12 protein-coding genes and 1 pseudogene are annotated in these 12257 nt (G+C 36.6%); 5 read left to right on the forward strand and 8 right to left on the reverse strand.

Annotation, left to right across the window (positions count from 1 at the left end):
- The first annotated feature begins 31 nt into the window (after window positions 1-31).
- The 3 genes from SOI81_RS08815 to SOI81_RS08825 are packed head-to-tail and all read left to right on the forward strand — an operon-like array spanning window position 32 to window position 2158.
- Window positions 32-331, forward strand: a complete 300-nt coding sequence (locus SOI81_RS08815) for a hypothetical protein (protein ID WP_025470308.1) — start codon at window positions 32-34, stop codon at window positions 329-331.
- Window positions 324-1880 carry a PepSY-associated TM helix domain-containing protein gene (locus tag SOI81_RS08820; RefSeq protein WP_239975617.1) on the forward strand — a complete coding sequence of 519 codons (1557 nt, stop codon included), beginning with the start codon at window positions 324-326 and terminating at the stop codon, window positions 1878-1880. The genes SOI81_RS08815 and SOI81_RS08820 overlap by 8 nt, the downstream gene beginning before the upstream one ends.
- Window positions 1877-2158 carry a DUF1634 domain-containing protein gene (locus SOI81_RS08825; protein ID WP_224991820.1) on the forward strand — a complete coding sequence of 94 codons (282 nt, stop codon included), beginning with the start codon at window positions 1877-1879 and terminating at the stop codon, window positions 2156-2158. Before SOI81_RS08820 ends, SOI81_RS08825 begins: the two co-directional genes overlap by 4 nt.
- On the opposite strand, the pseudogene SOI81_RS08830 reads toward SOI81_RS08825, so the two are convergent.
- Window positions 2133-2248: pseudogene (locus tag SOI81_RS08830) on the reverse strand (hypothetical protein). The gene SOI81_RS08825 and the pseudogene SOI81_RS08830 overlap by 26 nt on opposite strands.
- Window positions 2249-2309: 61 nt before the next feature.
- Between SOI81_RS08830 and SOI81_RS08835 the strand changes: the two are divergent.
- Window positions 2310-3194 (forward strand): sulfite exporter TauE/SafE family protein, encoded by an 885-nt coding sequence (locus SOI81_RS08835; RefSeq protein WP_239975618.1) that lies wholly within the window; start codon window positions 2310-2312, stop codon window positions 3192-3194.
- Window positions 3195-3290: 96 nt separating this feature from the next.
- Complete coding sequence (locus tag SOI81_RS08840) at window positions 3291-4400, forward strand: 3-deoxy-7-phosphoheptulonate synthase (protein ID WP_271740980.1); 1110 nt, start codon at window positions 3291-3293, stop codon at window positions 4398-4400.
- Between the two features lie 76 nt (window positions 4401-4476).
- Here the strand turns inward: SOI81_RS08840 and cobS are convergent, their stop codons facing one another.
- From cobS to mtlD, 7 genes are all read right to left on the reverse strand, one after another.
- Window positions 4477-5220: an adenosylcobinamide-GDP ribazoletransferase gene (gene cobS / locus SOI81_RS08845; protein WP_320540580.1), complete on the reverse strand. Its 744-nt coding sequence runs from the start codon at window positions 5218-5220 to the stop codon at window positions 4477-4479.
- A 106-nt stretch (window positions 5221-5326) separates the two neighbouring features.
- Entirely contained in the window at window positions 5327-6895 is a 1569-nt protein-coding gene (locus SOI81_RS08850; RefSeq protein WP_239975621.1) for a histidine-type phosphatase, read from the reverse strand.
- 124 nt (window positions 6896-7019) lie between these two features.
- Window positions 7020-7619 (reverse strand): histidine phosphatase family protein, encoded by a 600-nt coding sequence (gene cobC, locus SOI81_RS08855; protein ID WP_239975622.1) that lies wholly within the window; start codon window positions 7617-7619, stop codon window positions 7020-7022.
- A complete protein-coding gene (cobT, locus tag SOI81_RS08860; RefSeq protein WP_239975623.1) occupies window positions 7606-8667 on the reverse strand; it encodes a nicotinate-nucleotide--dimethylbenzimidazole phosphoribosyltransferase in 1062 nt (353 codons plus the stop codon). The genes cobC and cobT overlap by 14 nt, the downstream gene beginning before the upstream one ends.
- Window position 8668: 1 nt before the next feature.
- Window positions 8669-9187, reverse strand: coding sequence for a bifunctional adenosylcobinamide kinase/adenosylcobinamide-phosphate guanylyltransferase (cobU, locus tag SOI81_RS08865; RefSeq protein ID WP_239975624.1), 519 nt, complete (start codon window positions 9185-9187; stop codon window positions 8669-8671).
- The gene (locus SOI81_RS08870; protein WP_239975648.1) at window positions 9175-9801 is read right to left on the reverse strand and encodes a 2'-5' RNA ligase family protein; all 627 of its coding nucleotides are present in this window, start codon (window positions 9799-9801) and stop codon (window positions 9175-9177) included. The genes cobU and SOI81_RS08870 overlap by 13 nt, the downstream gene beginning before the upstream one ends.
- Window positions 9802-9904: 103 nt before the next feature.
- The gene (gene mtlD / locus SOI81_RS08875; protein WP_239975625.1) at window positions 9905-12052 is read right to left on the reverse strand and encodes a bifunctional mannitol-1-phosphate dehydrogenase/phosphatase; all 2148 of its coding nucleotides are present in this window, start codon (window positions 12050-12052) and stop codon (window positions 9905-9907) included.
- Between the last annotated feature and the right edge of the window lie 205 nt (window positions 12053-12257).

The raw sequence follows: 12257 nt of genomic DNA on the forward strand, positions 1-12257 counted from the left end.
CTTATTATTCTTTGTGTATGTGTCAGTCAAGATGTCCAAAACTGTAAATCTCCCAGTGTCATATCGTATAAAAGTTTTCTATCGATTCTTGCTAGTTTTCGGTATGGGCTTTGCGTGTATGGCCTATTTAAGTCTTGGACTCACTGGAATTTTCCTTTTGTCCCTCGACAAAGCTGAAGCTATATATCTCGCGGCATTTATAGCGATTTTATTTTACGTCGTCTTTGTAATTGCTGGTTTCTGCATTCAATCACTTTTGAAACTCACTGGGCTGTCGATCATTTTGTGCGCCCTTTTCTTTTCTGTGACACGTATGGTGGGTTATGCATAAGGGTATACGTCAATCTATGGCATGGCTACACTCATGGACTGGCTTAATTTTTGGATGGCTGGTGTTTGCCATTTTCTTAATGGGTAGCTTATCTTATTACCGCCACGAAATTAATTTATGGATGCAGCCTGCACTAGCGCAATATGAAGTAAAGCAAGATATTGCTATTAAAACAGCATATCAATATTTACAAGAAAACGCTCCAGACGCCAAATCTTGGTATTTAACTGTTGCAACACCAGAAAGTCCCGTCAACACTATGTATTGGGAAAAAGCTGACGGCGGTTATGGTAATGCCACACTTGATGCTAATACAGGTAAAGAACTACAACTTTCGGCGACCTTAGGCGGCGATTTTTTTTACCGTTTCCATTACCAACTTTTTGGTATTCCAATCATCGTTGGACGATTAGTGGTGTGTCTTGCCGCATTTATTATGCTGATCGCTTTGATTTCAGGCATTATTACCCACAAAAAAATATTCACCGACTTTTTTACTTTACGTACATTTAAGTCTCAGCGTTCATGGTTAGACTTTCATAATATTTCTTCAGTCGTTGCACTACCCTTCTTTTTAACCATTACGTTTACAGGCTTAGCTATTTTCTTTTATTTATATCTGCCTTGGGGAATGCAAAAGATTTACCCCCAAAACCCTTATCAGTATTTTACTGAGATTCGTACAAAGACTGTACTTGAGAATCAATCGATTCAGCCTGCTCAAAACTTAGCTATCGATAAGCTACTAAACCAAGTTCAACAAAGTTGGGGGAATCAACCTTTATCAACGATTAGTGTAAAAAACCCGAATACTAATCAAGCTCAAATTACTTTTCTTCAAAAAGAAGATCACTCCATCACCCGTAATCAGGCTCAAATTACATTAAATGCTTCAACTGGCAAAGTCTTGGCAGATACACGTAATAATAGTCCTATTGCAACGCTAAATGCGGGTGTTTATGGCTTACACATGGCGACATTTGCTCAACCTTTACTTCGCTTAGGATTCTTTTTCTCGGGCATTTTAGGCTGTGTAATGATTGCCTCTGGTTTGTTACTTTGGAGTCTTAAACGCCAAATTCAAAATAAAAATAGTAAGTTTCATTTCGGACATTATTTAGTTGACCGTTTAAATGTTGCGGCATTTGTTGGATTGCCTTGTGCAACTGTCGCCTATTTAAGCGCTAATCGGTTATTTACAGTCACTTCAACCACGATCAATTATGAAGTTTATAGCTTTTTCTTGGTTTGGTTAATCAGCTTAATCACTGCACTAATCACTAAAAAGCAGCATTTATGGCGAACTCAGCTTTGCTTTTTTATTATGCTCAGTATTGCACTTCCAATCTTAAATCTAAGTTATTTGGTCAAACATGATTATGTACAAAATTTCAGTGATTATTTGACCTTTGCACGTGTAGATGTGTTTTTGTGGATATTTGCAGCATTAGCCATTTTTATATTCTGCAAAATTCAACCTATTCAGCATAAGGCTGTAGGAAAAATTCAAAAAAAGCTAAATAAATTAAATACTGAGGTGAGCTCATGATTGTTATAGCTTTCATCTTAATTTTATTAGGAATGTATTTGCTATTTATGGCGAGCGAGAAATATAGATCGCCAAAATCAACAGGACATTTCAAATCGTTGGCTCAAAAGTATTACCGACACTTTAAAGTCGCTGCATTCATATTATTTGGTTTATGTGCATTTATTCTTATTCACCAATATAAATTTTCAATTGGTTTTGTGAGTTGGTGGATCTTCGCAACGCCATTAACTTTTATTTTTATACTTTTAGTTAATCCACTAAAGTCATCAAAATAATCATTTTCTTTAAAAATGATGAAAAATAGTACAAGCTGAGCAAAATTTTCATTGCTTAGCTTTTTTTTGCATAAGTAAATCATTATTCATGACAACTGTTTATCTCTAAAAGGAATAAGATATCTGCGTTTCGTGATAAGTGGCGATAAAGATGTCTGGTGCTTTTGAATTTATCTTAGCGGGTATGTTAGTTGGTTTCTGTGTAGGGATTACAGGAGTTGGTGGTGGATCATTAATGACGCCAATTTTAATTAGTCTTTTTAGAATTGAACCACATATCGCAATTGGTACCGATTTACTTTATGCCGCAATTTCAAAATTTTGCGGATCAATGGTTCACGCTAGAAAGCTCAATATTGTCTGGCCAATTGTTTTATGGTTAGCAGTAGGTAGTATTCCTGCATCTTTCGGTACTGCGTGGGTACTTGAACACTATTTAAGTCAGTCTACACACTATAAGTCTGTGTTAACCATGGTATTAGGCTTTATGCTGACTTTAACAGGTGTGTCTATTATTTTCCGTTCTCGTATTGAGAAGTTCTTTAATAAATTCCGTAATAAAGAAACTATCCAAACTGAAAATGAGCAGTTAGCAATCCATAAAAAACGTAGCTTTATCGTGATTATGGGCATCATTTTAGGCGTATTCGTAACTCTTTCCTCGGTTGGTGCCGGTGCATTTGGGATCATGGCACTCGTGATCATGTTCCCGAACTTACCAATGATTCGCATTATCGGATCAGATGTTGTACATGCTGTATTGCTCACCTTAGTCGCTGGCCTAGGACACATGAGTGCGGGTAACGTCGACTTTAACCTTCTAATGTGGTTATTAGTGGGTTCAATTCCGGCAATTATCATTGGCACATTAATTAGCTCTCGTATGCCGGAACGTTTAATCCGAAAAATTTTAGGGATTACTCTATTTGCCCTCGGTGTTAACTTTATGGTTCACCCAGTCAAAGCAAAACCGAAAGCACCTGTGGTACAACAAGCCGTGGTTGCCGAAAAAACAAGCAACTCGACTGAAAGATAGTAAAATCAATAGGATTTTTCCAAACTGAAATACCATGCGATGTAGTATTTTCATAATTATTTCATGGTATATTCAGTACACAAAACAACCTTTAGTATGATCGAACCAGTGACAGCAATGACTACACATTTAAATTCCGTTTCAAAGCCAGATATCGACGACGTTAATATTAAAAGCATTCAAACTCTTGTAACACCAAATGAGCTTAAGTCAGAACTTCCTTTATCTGATGTTGCTTCACAAACTGTTCTAAAAGGCCGCGAAACTATTCGTAATATTTTAGATGGTTCAGATAAGCGTCTGTTTGTCGTTATTGGTCCTTGCTCTATTCATGATCCCAAAGCTGCTCACGAATATGCTGATCGCTTAAAAGCGCTAAGCGAAAAGGTTAAAGATACTCTATATCTAGTTATGCGTGTTTATTTTGAAAAACCACGTACAACAATTGGTTGGAAAGGTCTAATCAATGACCCAGATATGAATGACTCATTTAACATCGAAAAAGGTTTACGTATTGGTCGTAAGCTGTTGCTTGAATTAAATGAAAAAGGTTTACCATGTGCAACTGAAGCACTTGACCCTAACTCACCACAGTATTACCAAGACTTAATTTCATGGTCTGCGATTGGTGCACGTACAACCGAAAGTCAAACTCACCGTGAAATGTCTTCTGGTCTATCTTCACCAGTAGGTTTTAAAAATGGTACAGATGGTGGTTTAACTGTTGCAACCAATGCGATGCAATCTGTTAAATATGGCCATAGTTTCTTAGGCTTGAACGAAGATGGTCAAGTTTCAATTATTAATACCAGTGGTAACCCTTATGCACACGTTGTATTACGTGGTGGTAATGGCAAACCAAACTATGACGCAGGCTCGGTTGCAGAAGCAGAAAATGCTTTAGCAAAAGCTAAAGTTAGCAATAAAATCATGATCGATGCGAGTCACGCCAACTCAAATAAAGACCCGTACTTACAACCGCTTGTGCTTAAAAATATTACTGAACAAATTTTAGATGGTAATAAGTCAATCGTCGGTATTATGGTTGAAAGTCACTTAAAAGGTGGTCGCCAAGATATTCCTGAAAATCTTTGTGATCTTGAATATGGTAAATCAGTAACTGATGGCTGTATTGACTGGGAAACTACTGAAAAAACATTACTTGAAATGCATGAAGCTTTAAAAGACGTTTTACCAAATCGTTAATTCATCTTTTTAAGTAGATCAATTAAGCCCTCATTTTTGAGGGCTTTTTTTTATTTTTCTTTGTCGGAATTCAACATCAAACTAAATAAAAATAACTCACCACAAAAGCAAAAAGTAGCACGGTTTCGCTAAGCTCAATTGCTGCCCCTACTGTATCACCTGTAATACCGCCAATTCTTTTAATAAACAGATGTCTTAAGTAAACCAGGCTGATCAAAAAGCCAATAATGGCGATGAGCCCTTGCCATTCCCAATATAAAGCCAATAGTAGAACCAACCCAGCTATTATCCAAGAAGTCGTTTTAGGTAAATGGTCTGTCAAAGAACGGCCTAAACCTTTTTCACGAACATATGACGTAGTTAAAAACAAAATAGATGGCACTACGCGTCCAAGGATGGGAACAAAGACTAAAAATAACGTTTGATGCTGTTCAATCAACACATAAATCAGTGCAAATTTGAGTAAACAAATAATGACTAAACTGAGTACTCCAATTGGGCCACAACTTGGATCCTTCATGATTTGTAAAGTACGCAGCTTGTCACCAAAACCACCTACCCACGCATCTGCAGTATCCGCTAGCCCATCTAAATGCAATCCACCTGTCAGCCAAATCCATAAAGTGAGTACGATTGCCGTAAGTAAAAGAATGGGTAATTTGGCAAAAAGACAGGCCGTAATAAAAAGTATGCCACCAATAATCAGCCCAACCAGCGGATAGAATAAAATAGCCCGACCATTTTGTTGCACCGTCGGTATTGTCTTTAGCTCAATAGGCAGAACAGTTAAAAATTGCAATGCAATCCAAAAAGGTGTCATATCCAAGTCTCTAACTGATCTATATTTAAAAACAAATAGAATTATGAAGAAATAAAAATGGGAATAGCAATCCCTATTCCCATTAAAGACTTCAAAAATTGAAAATCTATTGCATTTGATAGCACTGTTTCAATTTGATGTAGTCGTAGTAAAAACTGGTGGGTGTGTAACGTGCATAGTTACAAGCAGATTTAAATAAAGTCTCTTTTTCGTTATAAAGCATTTTGACCAAAGTATTACCTTGGCTATTTTGATAAATATCCCACTGTACATTTGCCGCCATAGGTGAAACCACTTCACCACGCCATGTGCTTGTTGAATAATTATAAGTCTGGCGAATTGGCAAAGGTTGCATCATATTATGCAAATCTAAGCTAGTCGCCAAAGGAATAATAATTTCAGCATGGGCAAAACGTAAAACGGCTTTATAAGGCTGGGCCTTATTCACCACGGCATCAACTTGTTGGAATAAATCTTGTTTTAAACCTTGGGCGATTTCACTGGTGACTTGATTTGATTCTGTAAAGCTTGGGCCTTTTTCATAAAAATCATTGGCATCATTAAATTCAGTATAAAACTTTGCGGCTTCTAACGGCATATATTTATCAAAATCGACACCTTTTAACTCTTCTTTCATACCGCCAGAAATTGAATAGAGGTCATAAATATAAGCTGCTGCATCAACTGCACTAGCAATTGTATTTTTACCCTTACCTTTTTCTGTAATTTGCTCACCTTTTGGGGAAGTTACCGTGATGGCCCCGGTATTACTAAAGCTATAACCTGTTGTACCGAGTTTTTTAATAAATTCTGCTTTAAAAATCGGGTTCAGTACTGTTTGAGCAATTTTTTCAGCTTGAGTATTCTTTGATAACTCATCCAACTTTTGGGCTAAATCTTTATTATTTTCTTCAAAATCTTGATAGGCCTGACTAGCATCATAAATTTTCTGCTGGCTAGCACTCAGTGGTTGGTTTAAATCCTCATCTGCATTCAAACTATGAAAGTAAAGTTTAAAACGATCAACGCCACCATCTTCAACGCTTGGTACACTTTCACTCGATAAACTAGTATAAGTCGCTGGAACAATTTTATCTTTAAGCTGAGGCTGTTGTTTGATGAGTTCAGCAGTAAAAAATTTAGCACTATCAACCGCACGATCTACCCCAGAACTCTGTACCAATATAGAGGCTTGGGAATTTAAAAGAGTTGGTAAGCGCTGTAATAATCGGTCTGCAATGCCACGGTGTTCTAAGATACCCGTCATGGTTTCGTTTCCATAACCATACTGGCGGATTCCTTCCACCCCATAGCCTAATAAGATATTGGCTTTCATCATTGCTTCTAAATCAACACCTAATTGTTCACCTAACGGTGTTAAGGCATTTTCTGCTTTTGCCTGTTTCCATAAATTATAAAGTGCTAAATCATATTTCAGACTTGAGAGTCCTCTCGAACCATGGCGTGCTACTAATTCTGTAAAAACAGGCTGGAATCCATTTGGCACTTGTTCGTAGCTTTTTAAGTCTTGTTGCGGTTGATAAGGTGTTTTTGTTTGATAATATTTTGATGGGTTTGTATTCGGTGGGTTTTGAACACCTTGATCATTATTATCGTTACAAGCCGCAAGTAATAATGAGGCTGAAAGAATCGTTGTTTTAAATAAAATATTCATAAGTCAGATAGTTTATTAATTAGAAATGTTCGTATCTTAGATTTTAATAATGACAGTTCTATTACTTTAAAGTAAATATCTGTATAAAAATAATAACTTACAAGTGTATAGAAATATAAAAAGGCTATATCAATATAAAGTTTAATTGATCATCTTTTTCATAAAATTCGAGTGAATATAATTTTCCAAGCTCTGCAGGCATTTTGAGTAAATCATCTAAAGATTGTTGTCTAGCCAAACAAGCCAATAGCTTAATCACACCGCCATGTGTAACAACCAATGCATGCTGTAAGTTTTGTTGTTGCATATGTGCAAGTAAATCCTGAAAACCTTTAAGAACCCTTGTTTGAAACTCCATTAATGTTTCTGCGCGAGGTGGACAATATTGACTTGGCTTTTGCCAAAAATTTGCCAGTAATTCTGGTGAGGTGTCATAAATTTGCTGAGTTGAGACGCCTTCCCAATCTCCAAAATACATTTCTTTTAAGTCATGATTTAAAAATAAAGGAAGTCCAGTTGTCTTCGCAAGTTGCTCAGCAAAACAAGCGCAGCGCTTTAATGAGGAACTTACAATAATATCCCATGGCTGATTTGCAACTTGCTCAATAGTTGACTGCATTTGCTGCCAACCTTTTGCTGTTAACTCATCATCTAAATGGCCACGTAAAGTATGGCTATATTGACTTTCACCATGTCTAAGCAAATCAATTTTAAATTTGCTCAATTTTATCCCCGCTTACAGCAGCTTGGGCAAAGGTAGCCATTTGGTTGTGTAATACGCATGCCATTTTGACTAATGCCAAAGCAGCACCTGCACCACTCCCTTCACCTAAACGTAAATTCATCTTTAAAATTGGGTCAGCATTGAGTTCTTGTAAAATACGCTGATGGCCATATTCTGCCGATTGATGACCAAATAACATCCAGTCACGTACTTTAGGATTCATTCGTACTGCACATAAAGCTGCTACAGAACTAATAAAACCATCGACAATGATAGGCAACCCCACTTGCGCACAGCGAATGTAAGCACCGACGATTGCTGCAATTTCTAAACCACCAACTGCGCACAATGTTTTGAAAACATCACCAATAACATGTTTATGATGAAGCTCGATTGCTTGTTCAATTACTTCAATTTTATGTCTTAACTGATCGGCGCCAATTCCTGTACCAACTCCAGTCAATTGCTCGGCAGTATCATTTAATAAAAGGCATGCTAAAGCAGAGGCAGAACAGGTATTTCCAATTCCCATTTCACCCGCAATATAAATATCTGCGCCGTTGGCCTTAGCCATATCTACGCTTTTTTTACCTAACTCTAAAGCAGTACGACATTCGTCAGCATTCATCGCAGCTTGTTTGGCAAAATTTGCAGTACCAGCACGAATACAATGACATTCAACGCCTGCATATTCATATGCCTCACCGACTGTACCGCAATCAATGACCTGCAAATGAGCTTGATGATATTTGGCAATGACACTAATTGCTGCGCCACCAGTCGTGAAGTTTTGCAGCATTTGACGAGTTACTGCTTGAGGATATGCAGATATATTCTCTTCAACCACTCCATGATCGCCTGCAAAAATTGTAATCCATGGGTGGCTAACTTCTGGATGTGCATTTGATTGTAAACTGGCAAGTTTAACTGCTATCAGTTCTAAATCACCTAACGCACCACTAGGTTTAGTAAGTTGGAGTTGGTGGTGCTCAGCTTGTTGTTTTGCATCTAAATTAGGTTGCTCTATAGATTCTAACCACCAGTTCATTTTATTTCTCACCTTTTAAAATCATTGGAAAACCAGCTACACAAAACACAACTTTATCTGCAATTTGTCCTAATGCTTGATGTAGCCTTCCTGCTTCATCTACAAAACGGCGACTAATCTCACCAAGTGGTACCACCCCCAGCCCAGTTTCATTACTTACTAAAATGATTTCTGACTGAAGTGTGGGTAAAACTTTTAACAACTTCTCACACTCAAATTGTTGAACACTCTGATCTTCTAACATTAGTAAATTGGTTAGCCAAAGCGTTAAACAATCCACCAAAATAATTTGGTTAGGCCGATCAATTCGTTGCAGAGCATTTGCTAAAAATAATGGTTCTTCAATCAAAGACCAGTGAGCAGGACGCTGATTTTGATGATGCACAATTCGGTTTTGCATTTCTGGATCAAGCGCTTGTGCCGTCGCCACATAAGTGACAGCTAATTGCATAGATATTGCCGTTTGTTCAGCCAGTCGGCTTTTACCAGAACGGGCACCACCTAAAATCAATTGCAACATGAATCACCTAAAAACAAATGCTGATATGGATATAATTTACCTTGTAAAGATTGAGCCTGATAATAACCAAACGTTAAATGCTCAACTTTAAGGTCAAATTCAGCTCTTTTGTATTGTACAGGTAATTGAAAAATTTTTTGCAAAATCAAACCACTACTATAATCTTTTTTATATAGCCCTAATGTGATGTGCGGATAATAATCTAAAGCCGCAATTTCATTAGAAACTAGGCCAAGCTTTTGGCATATATGAGATAAGATATTTTCAGTGTCTTGGATTTCTACAAATAAAGCACTAGTAAAACTATCAACTGAACCAATTTTTAATCGAAATGGTGCAATATTTTCTTTTTTTAAAATTTCGCTTTGCTGCTCAAATTCACTGAAACTAAAGTCATCACTATAAGTTTTAGTCTCGTTAGTTAAAAATCCACATATAAACAATGTGACATGAAATTGACGAAGATTGGGTTCTAATAACAACTCTGAAAAGTGCGCACGTAAAGTATTTAGATAGTTAACTAATTTTTGATCATTAATTTCTAAATACCATAAAGCATAATTTTGACGCCCAAGGTGCCATTCAGGATAATCCCGTATAGATGTTGGCACCATGAAAGTCGAAGGTTTTAGCAGCACAGCTTTAATTCAAAATCATTTATGTTTCGTATTAAAGCATGTTTGCCTTTTAGTTGTGGGATTAATTACTTAAAAGAACTTAAGCATATTGAGTGTGTGTATTTTTGGAGTTGGTCATATTCATTTCCAAAGGTTGTTTGCCTTGTTCAGAAAATAAATATTGGACTAATTCCGTTAACTCAGCTTCAAGTTGGCTTTTTTGAATCGTACCCATATCCAATTTTTGAATTTGCTGGTGTAAATGTTTAATTGCATCAGTCTCTTCAATTTCTAAAAATTGAATCGCATAGGCATAACCTAAAGCAGCTCCTTTTAATAAATTTTTATAAGGCAAATCATGGCTAATATTTACCTCAATTGATGCAATTACTCTTTCATTATGAGTTAATTTTCGTAGTGGATCTCTCGCTACTCGTTGACAAGGGTCTTTAAATGCATATTCGCATGAGTCTAAAAAGCTTTGTGCTATTCGATCTAGATCTTTTGCATAATTAGGTAAGACTATGGCAAGGCCCTGTTTTACTTCTCTAATTAAGTTCTCTGCAAATGCTTTAACCGAATGATCTCCCATTGCAACACCAATAGATTCATACCCCATTAATGAGGCATACCAGGCAAGCATGGCATGTACGCCATTCCAGAGACGATTTTTGATTAATTGGATGTCCGTAATCTGACTAACCAAGACAACTTGACGTAGCTTTTCGAGTAAAGGACTGCCTTTCTCTACATAAATTGGCATATCCGTTTCGCTATGAAACAGAACTAAGTCCATACTTTGTAAAATATGCCCTGGCTGGAAATTACGGCGCATGTTATCAATGTATACGGAAGCCTGATTTTGCTGATCTTGGGTCAGCTTATTGCACTCTTCAATTTCGACCTGTTCTTCATGCTCCACATCAGATAAATGCTGTTCAAGAAAATGGTGCTTAATACGAAGTTGGCGATATAAATTCTGATTAGATAGCTTTGAAACCATGCGGTTTACAACGGTATCGCAAAAGTAATGCTCTTTTAAAATATGCTCAGTAACATCTTCATCGTTGGTTAACTCTAGTAGAGCTTCTCTAAGATGCTTCATAACCAAATATTTCGCACTGACTTTATTTAAAATAATTAGAAAAGTGAGCGGTTCAATACATGTTTTAAGTGGCGAGTTAAAACGTGCATACAGCCCTTTTGCAATTATTTTTGATTCAGCTTCAATAGCTTGCTCAGGTAAACAAAGTGCAATCAAACTGGAATGAGTATACATCTCTAACATTTGTTGTTCATTTTCAGAATCAACAATGGTCATATTCTCAATACGTTCATCATAAGAAAATTGCCCATAACGAATACTATAGTTCCCAAATGCATTTACAGCTTCGCGAAAAAGACTATTTCGTGTAGAAGCAATAATTCTCTTTGGTTTTGTGTATCCATCCCAATGTGACAAGATCTGTGCTATGTAACCACCACCAATAGCACCGAAACCATGTATCCCAACTGTCAATTGATTCAAACTTTGAGGAAAAGGTTCCTGTATTTCAGGCATATCCATAACAGGAATAAACTGGTCGAGATCTGTTAAGAAGTCATACATCTGATCATAATAAAAATGCGCTTTTTCCAGCATTTCATCATTAGGCTCTTTAATATCTTTTAATAAAATCGTTAGACCTTTTGAAGTGTGAGCTGAGGTTAAACCATTCTCAGAATCTTCAAACATAAGACACTGATTAGCGTCTAAGTGAAGTTGGCTAGCAGCTTTCAAAAAGATTTCTGGATGTGGCTTTCCTTGTTCTACTTCATCACCACAGGTAATTACATCAAAAAATTTATATACATTGGCATTAATTAAATATTCTTCGGCAATTGCTCTACGGCTTGATGTGGCAACAGCCATTCTTAACCCAGATTTTCGTAAACGTTCTAGAACCTGAACTAAACCCTTTTTGATAGGCACGCCGTGTTTTCGAATATGTTCGAGTTCCATCTCATCAGCTTTTTTTCGAATTTCTTTATAGGGAACATTTACACCATATAACCGTTGAGCTAATTGCTCAGCAGTAGTTGCACTTAAACCCAAACATTGCATTAAATATTCGTGAGAAAACTCCTGTCCAATGAGTTCTTGAGATGCCTGTTGCAATGTTTGAAACCGTAATCGCTCAGTGTCAAACATTGTCCCATCCATATCGAAGATAGCTCCATGAACAGGTTTTCCATGAAAAATAAGCACGTTTTTACCTCTTTTTTTGATCATGTTTTATTCAGGGTATACAAAAAAATGCCTAAAAAGGTAGGATGTTAATAAATGAAACATTAGTGGTTATTTTTTAATCAAAAATATAATCCATCTGTTACTCAGTAGAGTTAAAAGTCTAAAACAGTTGAAATATATGAATAACTATGAAATTAACCTTAAATACAAAAGCAGCAGGCCT

Origin of the sequence: Acinetobacter pittii (assembly GCF_034067285.1) — a bacterium.
Lineage (GTDB): Bacteria > Pseudomonadota > Gammaproteobacteria > Pseudomonadales > Moraxellaceae > Acinetobacter > Acinetobacter pittii_E.

What these genes read in the sequence shown, in the direction of transcription:
- cobU (WP_239975624.1), bottom strand. Translation starts at nt 9,187, where the DNA reads ATGTTGCAATTGATTTTAGGTGGTGCCCGTTCTGGTAAAAGCCGACTG.
- cobT (WP_239975623.1), bottom strand. Translation starts at nt 8,667, where the DNA reads ATGAACTGGTGGTTAGAATCTATAGAGCAACCTAATTTAGATGCAAAA.
- SOI81_RS08820 (WP_239975617.1), top strand. Translation starts at nt 324, where the DNA reads ATGCATAAGGGTATACGTCAATCTATGGCATGGCTACACTCATGGACT.
- SOI81_RS08870 (WP_239975648.1), bottom strand. Translation starts at nt 9,801, where the DNA reads ATGGTGCCAACATCTATACGGGATTATCCTGAATGGCACCTTGGGCGT.
- cobS (WP_320540580.1), bottom strand. Translation starts at nt 5,220, where the DNA reads ATGACACCTTTTTGGATTGCATTGCAATTTTTAACTGTTCTGCCTATT.
- SOI81_RS08850 (WP_239975621.1), bottom strand. Translation starts at nt 6,895, where the DNA reads ATGAATATTTTATTTAAAACAACGATTCTTTCAGCCTCATTATTACTT.
- SOI81_RS08825 (WP_224991820.1), top strand. Translation starts at nt 1,877, where the DNA reads ATGATTGTTATAGCTTTCATCTTAATTTTATTAGGAATGTATTTGCTA.
- SOI81_RS08815 (WP_025470308.1), top strand. Translation starts at nt 32, where the DNA reads ATGTCCAAAACTGTAAATCTCCCAGTGTCATATCGTATAAAAGTTTTC.
- SOI81_RS08840 (WP_271740980.1), top strand. Translation starts at nt 3,291, where the DNA reads ATGATCGAACCAGTGACAGCAATGACTACACATTTAAATTCCGTTTCA.
- SOI81_RS08835 (WP_239975618.1), top strand. Translation starts at nt 2,310, where the DNA reads ATGTCTGGTGCTTTTGAATTTATCTTAGCGGGTATGTTAGTTGGTTTC.